The sequence below is a fragment of the Streptomyces sp. NPDC051218 genome, from assembly GCF_044455475.1.
Classification (GTDB): domain Bacteria; phylum Actinomycetota; class Actinomycetes; order Streptomycetales; family Streptomycetaceae; genus Streptomyces.
This window is the reverse complement of sequence record NZ_JBITEU010000001.1, coordinates 104,378-120,949: the sequence shown is the minus strand read 5'-3', so window position 1 is coordinate 120,949 and position 16,572 is coordinate 104,378. Positions and strand designations below refer to the sequence as shown.

At 70.2% G+C, this 16,572-nt stretch carries 16 protein-coding genes; 8 read left to right on the top strand and 8 right to left on the bottom strand.

What is annotated here, in order from left to right; translation table 11 throughout:
* Nucleotides 1-26: 26 nt before the first annotated feature.
* From ACIBCK_RS00595 to ACIBCK_RS00585, 3 genes are all read left to right on the top strand, one after another.
* Nucleotides 27-671, top strand: a complete 645-nt coding sequence (locus ACIBCK_RS00595) for a GntR family transcriptional regulator (RefSeq protein WP_399385917.1) — start codon at nucleotides 27-29, stop codon at nucleotides 669-671.
* A 45-nt stretch (nucleotides 672-716) separates the two neighbouring features.
* The gene (locus ACIBCK_RS00590; RefSeq protein ID WP_399385916.1) at nucleotides 717-1,739 is read left to right on the top strand and encodes a 1-aminocyclopropane-1-carboxylate deaminase; all 1,023 of its coding nucleotides are present in this window, start codon (nucleotides 717-719) and stop codon (nucleotides 1,737-1,739) included.
* Between the two features lie 165 nt (nucleotides 1,740-1,904).
* Nucleotides 1,905-2,132, top strand: coding sequence for a CarD family transcriptional regulator (locus ACIBCK_RS00585; RefSeq protein ID WP_249590658.1), 228 nt, complete (start codon nucleotides 1,905-1,907; stop codon nucleotides 2,130-2,132).
* 80 nt (nucleotides 2,133-2,212) lie between these two features.
* On the opposite strand, the gene ACIBCK_RS00580 is transcribed toward ACIBCK_RS00585, so the two are convergent.
* The 7 genes from ACIBCK_RS00580 to ACIBCK_RS00550 all read right to left on the bottom strand — a co-directional run bounded on the left by ACIBCK_RS00580 (nucleotide 2,213) and on the right by ACIBCK_RS00550 (nucleotide 9,757).
* The gene (locus ACIBCK_RS00580) at nucleotides 2,213-3,439 is read right to left on the bottom strand and encodes a TerD family protein (RefSeq protein WP_399387159.1); all 1,227 of its coding nucleotides are present in this window, start codon (nucleotides 3,437-3,439) and stop codon (nucleotides 2,213-2,215) included.
* Nucleotides 3,440-3,539: 100 nt separating this feature from the next.
* Complete coding sequence (locus ACIBCK_RS00575; RefSeq protein WP_399385915.1) at nucleotides 3,540-4,529, bottom strand: zinc-dependent alcohol dehydrogenase family protein; 990 nt, start codon at nucleotides 4,527-4,529, stop codon at nucleotides 3,540-3,542.
* A complete protein-coding gene (locus tag ACIBCK_RS00570) occupies nucleotides 4,526-5,395 on the bottom strand; it encodes a carbohydrate ABC transporter permease (RefSeq protein WP_399385914.1) in 870 nt (289 codons plus the stop codon). The genes ACIBCK_RS00575 and ACIBCK_RS00570 overlap by 4 nt, the downstream gene beginning before the upstream one ends.
* Nucleotides 5,392-6,345 (bottom strand): carbohydrate ABC transporter permease, encoded by a 954-nt coding sequence (locus ACIBCK_RS00565; protein WP_399385913.1) that lies wholly within the window; start codon nucleotides 6,343-6,345, stop codon nucleotides 5,392-5,394. The genes ACIBCK_RS00570 and ACIBCK_RS00565 overlap by 4 nt, the downstream gene beginning before the upstream one ends.
* Nucleotides 6,342-7,709, bottom strand: coding sequence for an ABC transporter substrate-binding protein (locus ACIBCK_RS00560; protein WP_399385912.1), 1,368 nt, complete (start codon nucleotides 7,707-7,709; stop codon nucleotides 6,342-6,344). The genes ACIBCK_RS00565 and ACIBCK_RS00560 overlap by 4 nt, the downstream gene beginning before the upstream one ends.
* 122 nt (nucleotides 7,710-7,831) lie before the next feature.
* Nucleotides 7,832-8,602, bottom strand: a complete 771-nt coding sequence (locus ACIBCK_RS00555) for a DeoR/GlpR family DNA-binding transcription regulator (protein WP_399385911.1) — start codon at nucleotides 8,600-8,602, stop codon at nucleotides 7,832-7,834.
* Nucleotides 8,603-8,944: 342 nt separating this feature from the next.
* Complete coding sequence (locus ACIBCK_RS00550) at nucleotides 8,945-9,757, bottom strand: NAD-dependent epimerase/dehydratase family protein (RefSeq protein ID WP_399385910.1); 813 nt, start codon at nucleotides 9,755-9,757, stop codon at nucleotides 8,945-8,947.
* 285 nt (nucleotides 9,758-10,042) lie between these two features.
* Here ACIBCK_RS00550 and ACIBCK_RS00545 point away from each other — a divergent pair, with 285 nt between their 5' ends.
* From ACIBCK_RS00545 to ACIBCK_RS00535, 3 genes are all read left to right on the top strand, one after another.
* Nucleotides 10,043-10,996, top strand: coding sequence for a 5-dehydro-4-deoxyglucarate dehydratase (locus tag ACIBCK_RS00545; RefSeq protein WP_399385909.1), 954 nt, complete (start codon nucleotides 10,043-10,045; stop codon nucleotides 10,994-10,996).
* Complete coding sequence (locus ACIBCK_RS00540) at nucleotides 10,993-12,195, top strand: hypothetical protein (RefSeq protein WP_399385908.1); 1,203 nt, start codon at nucleotides 10,993-10,995, stop codon at nucleotides 12,193-12,195. Before ACIBCK_RS00545 ends, ACIBCK_RS00540 begins: the two co-directional genes overlap by 4 nt.
* A gap of 69 nt (nucleotides 12,196-12,264) precedes the next feature.
* Entirely contained in the window at nucleotides 12,265-13,608 is a 1,344-nt protein-coding gene (locus ACIBCK_RS00535) for a S28 family serine protease (RefSeq protein WP_399385907.1), read from the top strand.
* On the opposite strand, the gene ACIBCK_RS00530 is transcribed toward ACIBCK_RS00535, so the two are convergent.
* Nucleotides 13,583-14,818: an MFS transporter gene (locus tag ACIBCK_RS00530; protein ID WP_399385906.1), complete on the bottom strand. Its 1,236-nt coding sequence runs from the start codon at nucleotides 14,816-14,818 to the stop codon at nucleotides 13,583-13,585. The genes ACIBCK_RS00535 and ACIBCK_RS00530 overlap by 26 nt on opposite strands.
* Before the next feature lie 167 nt (nucleotides 14,819-14,985).
* On the opposite strand from ACIBCK_RS00530, the gene ACIBCK_RS00525 reads away from it, so the two are divergent.
* Both ACIBCK_RS00525 and ACIBCK_RS00520 read left to right on the top strand, forming a co-directional pair.
* Nucleotides 14,986-15,576, top strand: coding sequence for a TIGR03086 family metal-binding protein (locus tag ACIBCK_RS00525; RefSeq protein ID WP_399385905.1), 591 nt, complete (start codon nucleotides 14,986-14,988; stop codon nucleotides 15,574-15,576).
* 151 nt (nucleotides 15,577-15,727) lie between these two features.
* On the top strand, nucleotides 15,728-16,552 hold the full coding sequence (locus tag ACIBCK_RS00520; RefSeq protein ID WP_399385904.1) for an HAD family acid phosphatase: 825 nt from the start codon (nucleotides 15,728-15,730) through the stop codon (nucleotides 16,550-16,552).
* The last annotated feature ends 20 nt before the right edge of the window (nucleotides 16,553-16,572 follow it).

Sequence of the window (16,572 nt, the reverse complement as noted above, 5' to 3'; positions counted from 1 at the left end):
GGAGTTGACATCTAACATTTCAGTGCATGGGAGCCATGCAACCGGTGCGCCGCACCCTGCTCAGGGACCAGGCGTACGCATCGATCCGTGACGCCATCGTCGGCGGTGATCTTCCGCCGGGCAGTGTCGTGCGGGACGCCGAGCTCGCCGCCTCGCTCGGTCTTTCCCGCGCGCCTGTCCGCGAGGCGTTCGCGCGGCTCGTCGACGAAGGCCTCCTGGAGAGCAAACCGCAGAGCCACACCCGGGTGACGCCGCTGGACGCCGCCGACGTCAGGGACGCGGCGGCCGTCGTCCGCGCCATGCACGAACTCGTCGCCAGCGGCGCGGTGCCCCGCCTGGAGCGCGCGCACCTTGACGCGATGCGGGAGGCCAACCACCGGTTCGCGGCGGCCGTCGCGTCCGGCGACGTGGAGGGCGCCCTGCGCGCCGACGACGACCTGCACGGCGTCCTCGTCGAGGCCTGCGGCAACAGCGCTGCCGCGGCCACCATCGCCCGCTACACCCCCCTCATCCGCCGCCTGGAGAGGCAGCGCTTCGGCGAGGGCGTGACCTGCGGATCCGCCGAACTGCACGAGCGTCTCATCGACGCGTGCGCGGACGGAGACCCGGCCGCCGCGGCCGCCGCCACCACGGAGATCTGGAGCGCCCTGGAAGAGCTCGCCCACCCCTGAAGCCCCTGACGCCCCTGAAGTCCCTGAACCTTCCGGAGGCCCGCCATGTCCGCGCCCCTCGACTCCTACGCCCGCTACCCCCTCCTTTTCGGCCCCTCGCCCGTCCACTCCCTGGACCGCCTCACCCACCACCTCGGCGGCGCGACGCTCTGGGCCAAGCGGGAGGACTGCAACTCCGGCATCGCGTACGGCGGCAACAAGACCCGCAAGCTGGAGTACCTGGTCGCCGACGCCCTCGCCCAGGGCTGCGACACCCTCGTGTCGATCGGCGGTGTCCAGTCCAACCACACCCGCCAGGTCGCGGCCGTGGCCGCCCGCGCGGGCCTCAAGTGCGTGCTGATCCAGGAGAGTTGGGTCGACTGGCCCGACTCCGTCTACGACAAGGTCGGCAACATCCTCATCAGCAGGCTCGCGGGCGCTGACGTACGCCTCGTACGCGCCGGATTCGGCATCGGCATCAAGGAGAGCTGGGAGCAGGCGGTGCGCGAGGTCGAGGAGGCGGGCGGCACGCCGTACGCGATCCCGGCGGGCTGCTCCGAGCACCGGCTCGGCGGTCTGGGCTTCGCGGGCTGGGCGTACGAAGTGGCCGAGCAGGAACAGGAGCTGGGGGTCTTCTTCGACACCGTCGTGGTCTGCTCGGTGACCGGGTCCACACAGGCCGGCATGATCGCCGGATTCGCCGCGCTCACGGAGGAGGGCGCCCGCCCCCGCCGCGTCCTCGGCATCGACGCCTCCGCCAATCCCGGCCGCACCCGCGAGCAGATCGCCAGGATCACGCGCGGGACGGCGGAACTCATCGGCGTACAGGCGGCGGTCGATGACGCCGACATCGAGCTGGACGCGCGCTATCACGCGGGCACCTACGGACTCCCCGACGAGGCGACCCTCGACGCGATGCGGCTCGCCGCCCGCACGGAGGGCATGGTGACCGACCCCGTCTACGAGGGGAAGTCGATGGCCGGGATGATCGACCTGGTGGACCGGGGCGAGATCGCGCGCGACGCGACCGTCCTGTACGCCCACCTCGGCGGGCAGCCCGCCCTGAATGCCTACAGCGCTCTGTTCTGAGCGAGGCCGATCGAGGCCTCTGTGCACACATGTGCGCTCGGTGCAACGGGGTAACTACGTAACGCTACGGGGAAGGGGAATTTGTGTGTCGGTTTGATGCCGATGTGAGGACCGTGTGAGGTCGGAGCATGGTGCGCCGGGGTCCGGAGGGCGCATACTCAGAACATGACGAGGCCCCCCGGTACCCGACGCCACCTGCCGAACAGCCCCTTTAACGTTCCGCCGCCGCCCGCACCGCCCATCGAGCAGTTCGCCGTGGGCGACCGGGTCTCGCACGACCAGTACGGACTCGGACGGATCGTCGGAGTCGAAGGCGAGGAAGCGGTGGTCATCGACTTCGCAGGCCGCCAGGGAAGGTTCCTGAGCCCGTATCCCAAGCTGTCCAAGCTCTGATCCGCTGATCTGCGTACGACAAAGGGGCGGCCGCCAGGAGGAATCCTCCCGGCGGCCGCCCCTGCACATGCCCGCCGCGGCTAGAGCGCCTGCGCCGCGGGCTTCACCATTCCGCGCACGGTCCGCGACTTCACGAAGTCACCCATGGCGGTCATTTCCCACTCGCCCGTGAACTGCCTGATGAGCTTGGCCATCATCACGCCCGTCTGCGCCTCGGCGTTCGTGAGGTCGAAGCGGACCAGCTCCTCGCCCGACGCCGCGTCCAGCAGGCGGCAGTACGCCTTGGCGACCTGCGTGAACTTCTGGCCCGAGAACGAGTTCACCGTGAAGACGAGGCCGGTCACGTCCTGCGGCAGACGGCCCAGGTCCACGACGATCACCTCGTCGTCACCGCCGCCCTCACCCGTGAGGTTGTCGCCGGAGTGCTTGATCGCGCCGTTCACGATCGACAGCTTGCCGAAGTAGCAACTGTCCACGTGGTTGCGCTGCGGGCCGTACGCGATGACGGAGGCGTCCAGGTCGATGTCCTTGCCGCCGTACGCCGGCTCCCAGCCCAGGCCCATCTTGACCTGCGAGAGGAGCGGCTTGCCGCCCTTGACCAGGGATACGGTCTGGTTCTTCTGGAGGTTGACCCGGCCCTTGTCCAGGTTGATCTTCCCGGCACCGGGCGCGGGGGCCGCGGGCGCGGCGGGCGCGGCCGGCGCCGCGAGACGCGGGTCCGCGACCGGCGGGGGCGGGCCCTGGACCGGGGCGCCGGAGGGCGGCGCCATCGGGGCGGCGGGCGCGGCGGCGGCCGGAGCGGCCGGGGCCGCGGGCTCCTCGACCGAGACACCGAAGTCCGTCGCGATGCCGGCCAGGCCGTTCGAGTACCCCTGACCGACGGCGCGGGCCTTCCACGCGCCGTTGCGCAGATAGACCTCGACGATCACCAGGGCGGTCTCGCCGCCGAGCTGCGGGGGCGTGAACGTGGCGAGGACGGAGCCGTCGTCCGCGTTGCGGATGGTGGCGGTGGGCTCGATGCCCTGGAAGGACTGGCCCGCCGCGTCCGGGCTCGCGGTGACGACGATCTTCTCGATGCCCGCGGGCACGGCGCTGGTGTCCACCGTGATCTTGTCGGGGGTCGTGCCGCCACCCGACTGGTAGGTCACGCCGGGGCCCGCGGGCTGGTTGAAGAAGATGAAGTCGTCGTCGGAGCGCACCTTGCCGTCGGCGGTGAGCAGCAGGCCCGATACGTCGAGCCGCACCGGAGCGGCGACGTCCACCGCCACGCGGGTGGCGGAGAGAGGGATGTTCGAGCCGGGTGTCATAGCGGTCATGCACGGGGTAACGAACGTCCCGCCTTTGCCGTTCCCTTACCCGCGCAAGTTTCTGGCGGAGCCCCTCCGCGGCGGAGCCGCTAGAACGCCCCTACGGCACCACCACGATCTTCCGGCCGACGCCGGAGGCGAACCGGTCGAGCGCCGCAGGGTACGCATCCAGCGGCATCCGGTCGCTGATGAACACGTCCGGGTCAAGGACGCCGCCCGCGAACAGCTCCGCCGCCCGCTCATAGCTGTGCAGCACCGCCATCGACCCGGTGATGGTGATCTCCTGGTTGTAGATGCGGTACGGGTCGATGCTGACCCGCGTCGCGTAGTCGGCCACCCCGAACTGCAGGAACGTCCCCGCCTTGGCGACGCGCCCGAGGCCGTCCTGGATCGCGTTCGCGTTGCCCGTGGCGTCGACCACGATGTCCCAGCCCTGCGGCCGGTCGAGCTCGTCCGCGCCGGCGGCGGAGCCCGACACGCCCAACTGTCGCGCCGTCGCGAGCCGGTCCGCGTTGAGGTCCACCACGTCCACGCTCGCCGCCCCCGTCCGCTTGGCGAGCTCCAGCATCATCAGGCCCATCGTCCCGGAGCCGTAGATCAGGACGTGGGCGCCCAGCCGGGCACGGAGCACGTCGTAGCCGCGCACCGCGCAGGACAGCGGCTCGATGAGGGCCGCGTCCTGGGTGCGTACGTTCTCGGGGAGCCGCACGCAGTTGGCGACGGGCGCGACGGCGTACTGGGCGGCGCCGCCCGCGGTGGTGACACCGATCGCGGCCCAGCGCTCGCACAGGTTGTTGTGGCCGGTGCGGCAGTAGCGGCACTCGTAGCAGTAGAGCGAGGGGTCGACGGCGACCCGGTCGCCGACGGACAGTTCCGTCACCGCACTGCCCAGACCCACCACCTCCCCGGCGAACTCGTGCCCCGGCACCACCGGCAGCGTGGGCGCGAACTCGCCCTGCAGGATGTGCAGATCGGTCCCGCACAGACCGCACGCGGCGACCTCGACGACGACCTCGCGCGGCCCCGGAGTGGGGTCGGGCACCTCGCCGACGACAGCCTTGCCGACGGACTCGATGATGGCGGCCTTCACTTGACTGCTCCCAACGACAGGCCCTGGACCAGCTTGTCCTGGGCGGCGAACCCCGCGGCGAGTACCGGCAGGGAGATCACGAGGGACGCGGCGCACACCTTGGCCAGGAACAGGCCCTGGCTGGTGATGAAGCCGGTCAGGAACACGGGCGCGGTCTGGGCGACGACACCCGTGAGCACCCGCGCGAAGAGGAGTTCGTTCCAGCTGAAGATGAAGCAGATCAGGGAGGTCGCCGCGATGCCCGGCAGCGCGATGGGGGACACCACGCGCGTGAGGATGGTGGGCAGCCGCGCCCCGTCGATCTGCGCGGCCTCGATGATCGCGACCGGCACCTCGGAGAGGAAGGACTGCATCATCCACACCGCGATCGGCAGGTTCATCGACGTGTAGAGGATGACGAGCAGCCAGATGTTGTCGAGCATCTCGGCGTTCTTGGCGAAGAGGTAGATCGGAAGCAGGCCCGCCACGACCGGCAGCATCTTCGTGGAGAGGAAGAAGAACAGGACGTCCGTCCACTTCTTCACCGGCCTGATGGACAGCGCGTACGCGGCGGGCAGCGCGAGCAACAGCACGAGGAGGGTCGAGGCGACCGACGCCACGGTCGAGTTGATGAGCGAGGGCCAGGGGCTCGCGCCGCCGCCCGACCCGAAGAAGTCGCGGTAGCCGTCCAGGGTGAGCGAGGCGGCGAGCGAGGGCGGGTTGGTCGCGGCGTCCTCCTCCGAGTGGAAGGAGGTCAGCGTCATCCAGGCGATCGGCAGGAAGAACAGCAGGCCGATGAGCCACGCGACGAGGCCGAGGCCCGCCGAGCCCCGGATGCGAAAGCGGCTCCCGGGCCGGGTACGTATACGCGTCACGGCGGTACTCATGCGCGGGACGCCTCCTCACGGAACAGGGACGAGACGACCCGCAGCGCGAAGGTCGCGATGATGATGGAACCGATGACGACGAGGACACCGGCGGCGGACGCCAGTCCGTTCTCGTGGGCCTGGTAGAAGCTCTGGTAGACGGTGTACGGCAGGTTGGCGGTGCCGAGACCGCCCGAGGTGATCGTGAAGACGGCGTCGAAGTTCTGCACGATGTAGATCGAGCCGAGCAGTGCGCCAAGCTCCAGATAGCGGCGCAGATGCGGCAGCGTCAGATACCGGAACACCTGCCAGTTGCCGGCCCCGTCCATGCGGGCGGCTTCGATGAGTTCACTGTCGCGGCTCTGCAGGCCCGCGAGCAGGATCAGCATCATGAAGGGCGTCCACTGCCAGATCAGGGAGGCCTCGATGGCGATGAGCGGGGTGTTGGACACCCAGTCGGGCTGTGTCGCGCCGTCACCGCCCACCCAGTGCAGCAGGCCGTTGAAGAGGCCGTACTCGGGGTTGTAGAGCACGTGCTTCCACAGCAGCGCCGCGGCCACCGGCACCAGCAGGAACGGCGCGATGAGCAACGTACGCACCATGCCCCGGCCCCGGAACTTCCGGTCGAGGAGCAGGGCGAGCCCGAGGCCGATGACGAGGCTCGCGATCACGACGGTGGCCGTGAGCACGATGGTCGTCAGGACGGACTTGCGCAGGTCCGGGTCGGTGAGGACCTCGGAGTAGTTGTCGAAGCCGGCGAAGCTGCGGGCGTCGGGGTAGAGGGCGTTCCAGTCGAAGAAGGAGATCACCAGCGTGGCCACGAAGGGCAGTTGGGTGACGACGACCATGAAGATCAGGGCGGGCAGCAGCGGGGCCCTGGTGGCCCAGGCGCGCAGCCTTCCCGGTGCCTTGGGTGCGGGGGCGCGCGCGGTGGTGGGCGCGACGGTGGTGGTACTCGCGGTGGCGGTCATCGTCCCTCGTACTCCTCGGCGATCTTCTCGGCGAGCTTCTGTGACTTCTCGAGGGCCGATTCGACGGACTGGCGCCCGGCGATGGCCGCGCTGATCTCCTGGGAGACCTTCGTGCCGAGGTCGGTGAACTCGGGAATGCCGACGAACTGGATGCCGGGCGCGGGCCGGGGCTGTACGCCCGGGTCGCGCGGCCTCGCGCCCTCGATGGCGGCGTGGGTGACGTCCTGGAAGGCGGCGGCTTCCTCGCGGTACTCGGGATTGGCGTACGTCGAAGCGCGCTTGCCCGCGGGGACGTTGGACCAGCCGATCTTCTCGCCGACCAGTTCCTCGTACTCCTTGCTGGACGCCCAGGAGACGAACTTCCAGGCCTTGTCAGGGTTGCGTGACGCCTTCTGCAGGCCCCAGGCCCAGGTGTAGAGCCACCCGGAGCTCTTCGTCTTCTCGACGGGCGCCGGCACGTAGCCGATCTTGCCCTTGACCGGGGACTTGGCCGACTCCAGCGAACCGGCGGCGGCCGTGGCGTCGTACCACATGGCTGTCTTGCCCTGGGTGAGGTTGTTCAGGCACTCGGCATAGCCGGACTGGGCGGCGCCTGACTCGCCGTGCTCACGGACGAGGTCCACGTAGAAGCGCGTCGCCTTCTCGAACTCGGGGGAGTCGAGGCGGGCCTTCCACCCCTTGTCGAACCACGTCCCTCCGAAGGTGTTCACCACGGTCGTCAGCGGCGCGATCAGTTCACCCCAGCCCGGAAGTCCGCGCAGACAGATGCCCTTCATCCCGGACTCGGCACCGTCCACATCGGCCGCGAGCTTCGCCACCTGCTGCCAGGTGGGCTTCTTCGGCATGGTCAGGCCGGCCTTCTTGAACACGTCCTTGCGGTACATCAGGAAGGACGACTCTCCGTAGAAGGGCTGCCCGTAGAGCTTGCCGTCGTCCCCGGTGAGGGACTGGCGCATGGACGGCAGTACGTCCTTCTCGTCGTACGCCTTGTCCTTGCGGGTGTACGAGCCGAGTTCGTGCAGCCAGTCGTTCTTGGCGTAGATCGGGATCTCGTAGTTGCTGAGCGTGGCGACGTCGTACTGGCCGGCCTGGTTGGCGAAGTCCTGGCTGATCTTGTCGCGGACGTCGTTCTCGGGCAGGACCGTGAAGTTCACCTTGATGCCCGTCTCCTTGGTGAAGTGGGCGGCGGTGAGCTTCTGCAGTTCGACCATCTGCGGGTTGTTCACCATCAGTACGTTGATGGAGTCGCCGCCTGAACCGGTCCCGCCCGCCCCGGCCCAGCAGCCGGAGAGCAGCGGGGCAAGCAGCGTCCCTGCGGCTGCCGCGGCGAGTGCGCGCGGCCTCCGTCGGCTGTGGGTTCGCATGGGTGCTCCTGGACGTATGGGGGATGGGGGTGCTTTTGGGCGCGCGGGATCACGAGAGGTACCGGGGGTGGGTGAACGGACGGGGCGGGGGACTGGGCCGGGCTTGGGGCCGGGGGATGGGGTCAGACGCGGATGACCTGGGGGCCCTGGAGCGAGTAGCGGTGCGCCTCGGAGGCGGGCAGTTGTGTGCTCGTGACGATCGCCTCCAGCTCGCCGACGTGACCGAACCTGCAGAAGCTCGTCGCACCGAACTTGGTGTGCACACCCGCGAACACGGTGCGCCGTGACGCGCGGATGGCCTGCGTCTTCACCTCGCTGACCGCCGGGTCGGGCGTGGTCAGGCCGTACTCCCGGGAGATGCCGTTGGCCCCGATGAAGGCGAGGTCGATCACGAACCCGGCCAGCATGCGCGTCGTCCAGTGGTCGACCGTCGCGAGCGTGCCGGGGCGGACGCGGCCGCCGAGGAGGAGTACGGACATGTTGTCCGCCTCGGCGAGGGCGCCGGCGGTGGCCAGGGACGCGGTGACGATGGTCAGGGGGCGTCCCTCGGCGGCTTCGGGGAGGGCCTCGGCGATGAGCTGCGGGGTGAAGCCCTCGTCGACGAAGACCGTCTCGGCGTCGCCGAGGAGGTCGGCGGCGGCGGTGGCGATCCTTCGCTTCTCCGGGACGTGCATGGTGGTGCGGAAGGCGAGGGTCGTCTCGAAGCCGGCGCTCTCCACGGGGTAGGCGCCGCCGTGGGTGCGGCGGACCAGGCCGTGGTCCTCCAGGGCGCGGAGGTCGCGGCGGACGGTTTCCTTGGCGACTCCCAGTTCGGTGGCCAGTGCGGTGACGTCCACGGAGCCGGAGGTCCGTGCCGCCCTGACGATTTCCCGCTGGCGCTCTTCCGCGGTCATGGCCGCCGCTTCCTTCCCTCGCCCTGCCCGTTCGGGCCCTGTGGGGAAGTTCTACAGCGGGAGGCGGTGCGTGAACAGGCTCGGAGCGGGGGTGATGGTGCCCGGCTGTGCCCGTTTGGCGGGGCCTGGGCCTCTGCTTCGGGCTTGGTCCGTGCCCGTACTGGGGGTTGGGGGTGCCCGTTCGCTGCCCGCTCTGGCGCGGGGGCCTTGCGTGCCGCAATCACCGGCTTCGCCGAGTTCGTCCTCAAACGCCGGACGGGCTGAATCTTCAGCCGTCCGGCGTTTGAGGACGCCCCCGCGCAGCGGGTTTTCGGGAAGGGGCGGGGTTGGGGAAAGGAGCCGCTAGTACGGCCACACCGGCGGGTTCGTGCAGAAGTGGCCCCCCAGGTTCGCGTGGTCCGGGTTCGCGGGGTCCAGTTCACCCTGCTCCGCCACCAGCTTCTCCGCATACTGCTCGGAGTCGTCCTGCGGCGAGTACCCCAGCGCCCGCGCCGACGAAAGGTCCCACCACAGCCGCGTGTTGGCGGACGACCCGTACACCACCGCATGCCCCACCGCGGAAGCGGTCAGCGCCGCGTGGAAGAGGCGGGCCCCGTCCCCGGGGCTCATCCAGACCGACAGCATCCGCACACTCGTCGGCTCCAGGAAGCATGAACCGATCCGCACGGAGACCGTCTCCACCCCGTGCTTGTCCCAGTAGAACTGGGCGAGATCCTCGCCGAAGGACTTGGAGAGGCCGTAGAACGTGTCGGGACGGCGCGGAGTGTCCACCGCGATCAGCGGATCGTCGTCGCCGACGGGCCGCGGCGTGAACCCCACCGCGTGGTTCGACGAAGCGAAGACGATCCGGCCGACGCCCTCCTCGCGCGCCGCTTCGTAGAGGTTGTACGTCCCCTCGATGTTCGCTCGCAGGATCTTGTCGAAGGAGGACTCCAGGGAGATGCCCGCGAGGTGGATGACCGCGTCGACACCCCGCACGGCCTCCCGCAGCGCCTTCTTGTCCGCGAGGTCCGCCGTGATCGCGGCCGGCTCGCCCTCGATGGGCCGCACGTCGAGCAGCCGCAGTTCGTAGCCGTACGCCGGAAGCAGCCCCCGCATCAGGGTGCCGAGGCCGCCTGCGGCGCCGGTGAGCAGGACGGTGCGGGGAGCGGGCATGAGGGGGTCTCCTCGGATCAGCGGCTGCGTCAGCGCAAGCGTCGGCGGCTGCGTTCGCGTGTGCGTACAGCATTCATATCTGTGGACACGCTAGGGATCAACGGCTCGTCGCGTCAAGTGTCGTACGGAGGCCGGGAATCCGCTCGCCGATCGCCCATGGATCATCGATCTCTTGTCGACCTTGGGCCGACTCCGGCGCTTGACCGGGGCTCAGGGAGCGGCTTAGCGTGGGTCTGTTCAGAAATATGGACGTGGATCAGAAACGTGCACGCTAAGGGAGAGCCCGTGACGTCAGCACCCCTCGCCGCTCGACTCGTCATCCCCAGCGGGCCGTTGTTCTTCCCGGTCACCGCCTACGCACCGGACGGCTCCGTCGACCTCGACGTCTTCCGCGCACATGTGCGCGCGGGCGTCGACGCGGGCGCCGCGGCCGTGTTCGCGTGCTGCGGCACGGGCGAGTTCCACGCTCTGACACCCGAGGAGTTCCGGGCGTGCGTCGCAGCCGCCGTCGAGGAGACGGCGGGCCGGGTGCCGGTGGTCGCGGGCGCCGGGTACGGTACCGCGCTGGCCGTGCGGTACGCGCGACTCGCCGAGGAGGCGGGCGCCGACGGGCTGCTCGCGATGCCGCCCTACCTCGTCGTGGCCGGACAGGAGGGCCTGCTGCGGCACTACGCCGAACTGGCCGCGGCCACCTCCCTCGAAGTCATCGTCTATCAGCGCGACAACGCCGTGTTCACCCCGGAGACGGTCGTCGAGCTCGCGCGCACCGAGGGCATCATCGGCTTCAAGGACGGCCTCGGGGACATGGACCTGATGCAGCGCATCGTCAGCGCGGTGCGCGCCGAAGTCCCGGAGGAATTCCTCTACTTCAACGGCCTGCCCACCGCCGAGCTGACCGGGCTCGCCTACCGCGGTATCGGCGTGACGCTCTACTCGTCGGCCGTCTTCTGCTTCGCGCCCGACATCGCGCTCGCCTTCCACCGGGCCTTCAACGCCGGGACCGCCGAGGGTGACGCCACCGTGAACCGGCTCATCGACGGCTTCTACCGCCCCTTCGTGGAGCTGCGCGGCGAGGGCCGCGGCTATGCCGTATCCCTCGTCAAGGCGGGCGTACGGCTGGCCGGGCTCGACGTCGGCGGGGTGCGTACGCCGCTGCACGAACCCGCCGACGAACACATCAAGCGCCTCGCGGAGCTGACCGAGCGCGGGCGCGCCCTGCTGCGGGAGGAAGGCGCGTGAGGACCTCCGCCTTCCTCTACCCCTGGGACGTCGTCGGCGACCCCGCGGCCCCCGCGCGCGTCGCCGGCCTCGGCGTCCAGCAGGTCACCCTCGCCTCCGCCTACCACTCCACGCGCGCGCTGACCCCCCGCCACCCGCGCCACCGCATCGTCACCGCCGAGCACGCGGCGGTGCTGTACGCACCCGACGGCCGGTGGGAGGGGCGCCCGCTGCGTCCGTACGAGGCCGGAAGCTGGGCCCCTGGCGATGCCTACGGGGAGGCCGCCGAAGCGCTCGAAGCCGCCGGGCTCGACGTGCACACCTGGGTGGTCCTCGCCCACAACTCCCGTATGGGCGCCGAACATCCGGACACCTCCGTCGTCAACGCCTACGGAGACCGCTATCCCTGGGCGCCCTGCATCGCCCAGCCCGCCACGCGCGCGTACCTCGTCGATCTCGCCGCCGAGGCCGCCGCCCGCCCCGGCGCGAGCGGCACCGAGCTGGAGTCCCTCGGCTGGTACGGACTCGCGCATCTGCACGCCCACGACAAGATCGCCGGGGTGTCGCTCGGGGAGGCCGGGCAGTACCTGATGTCGCTCTGCTTCTGCGCGGACTGCGGTGAGGGGTACGCCCGGCAGGGCCTGGCTCCCGGCGAGTTGGAGGACCGTGTCCGCCGCGCCCTGGAGCCCGTGTGGCGGGGCGAGGAGCCCTCCGGCGGCTGGGAGGCGGTGGAGCGGCTCCTGGGCGCCGAGACGGCTGCCGCCACGCGCGCGTGGCGCGAGGAAACCGCCCGCACACTCCAGGAGGCGGCGATCGCGGCCGTGCGCGCCGCCGCTCCCGACGGCTTCCGGGTGCTGCTGCACGCCGACCCGGTGTCGTACCACTGCGGTGCCAACGCGGGAGTCGACCCGGAGCACATCCTTTCCGTGGCCGACGGTGTGGTCGTGCCCTGCACGGGAAGCGCGGACGCCCTGACGGCCTTCGCCCCGTACCGCACCGACCGCACGGACCGCACGGACCGCACCGACCGCACGGACCGCACCACGCTCGCCGCGAACCTGACCGTCGTGTCCGGCATGGGCGGCGCCCCCGGCACCCTCGCTGCCGACGCCGCGCACGCGGTCGCTCTGGGCGCGGACGAACTGCGGCTCTATCACGCCGGGTTGGCGTCGGACGCGGATCTCGCGCAGGTGAGGACGGCCCTTTCGAAGCTCAAGTAGCCCCTGTCGCCCGCCAAGTGAAGGCGGTTACCATCCGCGCAACCATTCGCTCCAGTACGAGGAGACAAGGTGCGCAACAAGGGGATATCGGCGCTGTTCTGTGCCGGGTTCATGGCAGGCGCGGCGGTACTCGGCGGGGCCGTGCCCGCCGCCGCGCAGACGGCTGGGAGCCAGGCCGCAGCGCCCGACATCCGGGAGCGGCTGGAGAAGATACCCGGCATGAAGGTCGTCTCCGTGGCCGACAGGGAGGGCTACCCCCTCTACACGCTCACGTACGTCCAGCCCGTCGACCACGGCAACCCCCGCGCCGGCACCTTCACCCAGCGCGCCACGCTCTGGCACAAGGCCACGGACAAGCCGACCGTGCTCTACACCGGCGGCTACACCCTGGCGTCCAACACCACGGCCCTCACCAAGCTGATCGACGCCAACCAAGTCAGCGTCGAGCACCGCTACTTCGAACAGTCACGGCCCTCGGGCCAGGCCGGCTCCGACTGGTCCAAGCTCACCGTCGAGCAGGAGGCCGCCGACGAGCACCGCCTCACTCGGGCGCTGCGCGGCATCGAGAAGGGCAAGTGGCTCGGCACGGGCGCGAGCAAGGGCGGAATGACGGCGACGTACCACGAGCGCTTCTACCCCGACGACCTCGACGCGGTCGTCGCCTTCGTGGCCCCGAACGACGCGAACAACAAGGACGACAGCGGCTACGAGCGCTTCTTCAGGACGGTCGGCACGGCCGAATGCCGCAAGGCCCTGAACGCCGTGCAGCGCGAGATGCTGGTGCGCCGTGAGGCACTGCTCCCCAAGTTCGAGGCGGACGCCAAGGCCAACGGCGAGACGTTCGAGGAGACGCTCGGCACCACCGACCGGGCCTACGAGTTCGCCGTGCTCGACCAGGTGTGGAACTTCTGGCAGAGCGGCACCGTCGACAACTGCCCGACCGTGCCCGACGCCGAGAAGGCGAGCGACGACGAGCTCTACGACTGGTCGAAGAAGCACGGCTTCAGCGTCTACCAGGACGAGTCGCTCGGCACGAACGGCACGGGCCCCTACTACCGGCAGGCCGCCACCCAACTCGGCTGGGCCGACCTGAAGTTCAAGCACCTCAAGGACGTCCGCCACCACCCGGACATCTACCAGCCCAACTCCGTGCTTCCCGAGGCGATGCGCGGCTCGTACAACAACAGGACGATCGCCGACGTGGACCGCTGGGTGAAGACCCGCGGCCAGCGGATGATGTTCATCTACGGCGAGAACGACCCGTGGAGCGCGGAGAAGTTCACCCCGAGCCACCGCGACTCCTACCGCTACGAGGCCCCCGGCTCCAACCACGGCGCCTCCATCGCCAAACTCCCGGCCGCCGACCAGACCGAGGCCATCGCGACGATCAAGCGCTGGGCCGACGTGAAGTAGCCGCCACCGGTGGGGCCTTGAGCAGGGGCACGGCGATCAGCAGCCGTGCCCCCGCGAGGACCGGCAGCAGCACGCGGTAGTCGACCGTCTCGATCAGGGCCGCGCCCAGGGCGATACCCAGTGCGGTCGGCGTGAACATCAAGGTGTTCGCGGTCGCCGCCGCGCGGCCCAGGAGGGCCTGCGGTGTCTCGCGCTGTACCGCCGTCATGCCCGCGATCAGCACGCAGGGCAGCCCGAGTCCGTTGGCCAGGCTGCCCGCCAGGGCCGTCCCGTCGTACGGCAGTGCGTGCAGGGCCGCGGCGATGGCGGTGAGCGCGATGCCCGCCCCGCCGAAGCGGCGTCCTCCGAAGCGCCGCAGCAGCGCCCCCGACGCCACGCCGACCGCGACCGAACCGGCTCCCTGCACGACGTACAGCACGCCCGTGTACGCGGGGGAGTGGCCGAGTCCCTCCACGACCGCGTAGACGGCGGCTCCGCTGATCCCTGAGGTCAGCATGGTCAGACCTCCCGCGCGGATGAGGGGGCGCAGCTGCTGGTTGCCCCACAAGTAGCGGGCGCCTTCCGCTGTTTGGAAACGCAGGCTCTGCGTGACACGTGCGGACGCGGGTGCGTCCTCCTGTACGCGCAGCAGCGTGAACATTCCGGCCGCCAGTACGAAGGTGGCGGCGTCCAGGAGCGCCACCCGGGCGCCTCCGTACGCGGCGAAGAGGCCCGCTCCGGCGAGCGGCGCGATCAGTTTCATGCCCTCGTTCGCCGACATCCGCAGGCCGTTGAAGTCCCCTGTCAGGTCCCTGCCGACCGCCGACGTCACCAGCGCCGCCTCCGCCGCGTCGGTGACGGCGCCGCATGCCCCGTACAGGAAGAGCACGGCGTAGAGGAGCCACAGGGTGGCCGCCGAGTCGACGAACAGGAGCGAGGTCAGCAGGGCGCCCAGGGCCAGGTTCACGCCGATGAGCAGGGGTTTGCGGCGGGTGCGGTCCGCGAACGTCCCCAGGAAGGGGCCGATCAGGGTCGGGACCCAGAGAGCGAAGGTGCACAGGGCCGCCAGGCCGTCCGAGCCGGTCAGTTCCTTCACCCAGACCCCGGCGACCAGCCACATCGCGGAGCTCCCGAAGCCGGAGACGACCACCGCGCCCAGGCAGAGGCTCGCGTCGCGGTTGCGCAGGACGCGCGTGATCGTGGATGTCGCGGAAGGTGCGGCAGGTGTCATGGCAGGTGATGGTGGTTCTAAGGTCTCCGGCCCGGCATAGGGCAGGTGCGGTAGACCGGCCCCTCGGATTCGGCACTGCGTTACGGCGATGAGTTCCGGCGGTGGGGCCGGTCTACAGGGCAGGACCGCGGCCCGCTGTGCGGGGCCGCCGAGCATCGGGAGCATTCATGACGGAGACGATCGACTTCGCGCCGCAGGCCCGGCTTCTGGCGGCCGTCGCGGAGGGCGTGAGCGACGAGCAGCTCGCGGCGCCCACGCCCTGTCCGGAGTACCGGGTGCGTCATCTCCTCGGTCATCTGGTCGGTCTGACCTGCGCGTTCCGGGACGCCGCGCGCAAGGACCTCGGGCCCCACCTCGACCAGGACCCGGGCAGCGCCGTGCCGAACCTCGACCCCGAGTGGCGTGCCGCCCTGCCGAAGCTGCTCGACGAGCTGACGGAGGCGTGGCGTGACCCGGCCGCGTACGAGGGCATGACCCGGGCGGGCGGCGTCGATCTGCCGGGAGCCGTCGCCGGGGCCGTGGCCATGGATGAACTCGTGGTGCACGGATGGGACTTGGCGCGGGCGACGGGTCAGGCGTACGCACCCGACGAGGCGAGCCTGCGCGTGGCGCAGGGGCTGCTCACGCCCCAGGAGGGCGACGACTCCGGGAACAGCCTCTTCGGGGCCGTGGTGCCGGTGCCGGACGACGCCCCGCTCCTCGACCGCGTGATCGGTCTCAGCGGCCGGAACCCGGGGTGGGCGCCGCCCGGGGCATAGCCCCCAGGCTTCCTCCCAGCTTCCTCCCGGCTTTCTCCGGATCAGGTATTGATCGGGTAAAGGGTCTCGCGGGGCAACGTGTGATGCGCGTAGACAGTGCGCGTAGACAAGCACTGACCTGCCCTGACTCTGATCCGGAGAGAACGCACCCATGCGCAAGTCCCTACGAACGGCGGGCATCGTCGCCGCCTGCGCCGTCGCCGGCGCCACGCTGTACGGCACCGGCACCGGCGCCGCCACCGCCGACAACGCACCGGCGCGGCACACTGCCGAGCCGCAGAACATCGGCGTGCTCGTCGGCGAGATCGACGACTACTACGGCGCGTACCAGGACGCCGACGGCGTCTGGCGCTCCTCGCCCAAGAGCCCGTACGCCAAGGATCTGGCGCGCATCCAGGCCAAGGCGAAGAAGGACATCAGGAAGGCGGCGGCCGCGCACGGCGGCGGTCACGGCGCGAAGACCGGCGGCCACGGCAAGAAGCCCGCGATCGTCCTCGACGTGGACGACACCGCACTGCTCAGCTTCGACTACGAGAAGACCACCAACTACACGTACGACAACGGCACATGGGACGCGTACGTGAAGGCGGCCGAGCGCCCCGCCGTCTTCGGCATGCCCGAACTCGTCGAGTACGCCAAGAGCAAGGGCGTCGAGGTCTTCTTCCTGACCGGCCTGAGCGAATCGCAGCGCACGGGCGCCGTCACCAACCTCGCCAAGGCCGGGTACGACACGCAGCTCGACACCAAGCACGTCTTCACCAAGAACAAGACGACCCCGCCCGCCTATCTGGACGACTGCGCCACGCCCGCCAAGTGGGAGTGCACCACCGTGCAGTTCAAGGAGGGCACCCGCAAGCACATCGAGTCGAACGGCTACGACATCGTCGGCAGCTTCGGTGACCAGGTCTCCGACCTCGCGGGCGGGTACGCGGACAAGACCTACAAGCTGCCGAACCCGACGTACTTCGTGGAGTAGGCCGTCGGGTCCGGCCGCAG

What these genes read in the sequence shown, in the direction of transcription:
- ACIBCK_RS00595 (WP_399385917.1), top strand. Translation starts at nt 27, where the DNA reads ATGGGAGCCATGCAACCGGTGCGCCGCACCCTGCTCAGGGACCAGGCG.
- ACIBCK_RS00590 (WP_399385916.1), top strand. Translation starts at nt 717, where the DNA reads ATGTCCGCGCCCCTCGACTCCTACGCCCGCTACCCCCTCCTTTTCGGC.
- ACIBCK_RS00585 (WP_249590658.1), top strand. Translation starts at nt 1,905, where the DNA reads ATGACGAGGCCCCCCGGTACCCGACGCCACCTGCCGAACAGCCCCTTT.
- ACIBCK_RS00580 (WP_399387159.1), bottom strand. Translation starts at nt 3,439, where the DNA reads ATGACACCCGGCTCGAACATCCCTCTCTCCGCCACCCGCGTGGCGGTG.
- ACIBCK_RS00570 (WP_399385914.1), bottom strand. Translation starts at nt 5,395, where the DNA reads ATGAGTACCGCCGTGACGCGTATACGTACCCGGCCCGGGAGCCGCTTT.
- ACIBCK_RS00565 (WP_399385913.1), bottom strand. Translation starts at nt 6,345, where the DNA reads ATGACCGCCACCGCGAGTACCACCACCGTCGCGCCCACCACCGCGCGC.
- ACIBCK_RS00560 (WP_399385912.1), bottom strand. Translation starts at nt 7,709, where the DNA reads ATGCGAACCCACAGCCGACGGAGGCCGCGCGCACTCGCCGCGGCAGCC.
- ACIBCK_RS00555 (WP_399385911.1), bottom strand. Translation starts at nt 8,602, where the DNA reads ATGACCGCGGAAGAGCGCCAGCGGGAAATCGTCAGGGCGGCACGGACC.
- ACIBCK_RS00550 (WP_399385910.1), bottom strand. Translation starts at nt 9,757, where the DNA reads ATGCCCGCTCCCCGCACCGTCCTGCTCACCGGCGCCGCAGGCGGCCTC.
- ACIBCK_RS00530 (WP_399385906.1), bottom strand. Translation starts at nt 14,818, where the DNA reads ATGACACCTGCCGCACCTTCCGCGACATCCACGATCACGCGCGTCCTG.
- ACIBCK_RS00525 (WP_399385905.1), top strand. Translation starts at nt 14,986, where the DNA reads ATGACGGAGACGATCGACTTCGCGCCGCAGGCCCGGCTTCTGGCGGCC.
- ACIBCK_RS00520 (WP_399385904.1), top strand. Translation starts at nt 15,728, where the DNA reads ATGCGCAAGTCCCTACGAACGGCGGGCATCGTCGCCGCCTGCGCCGTC.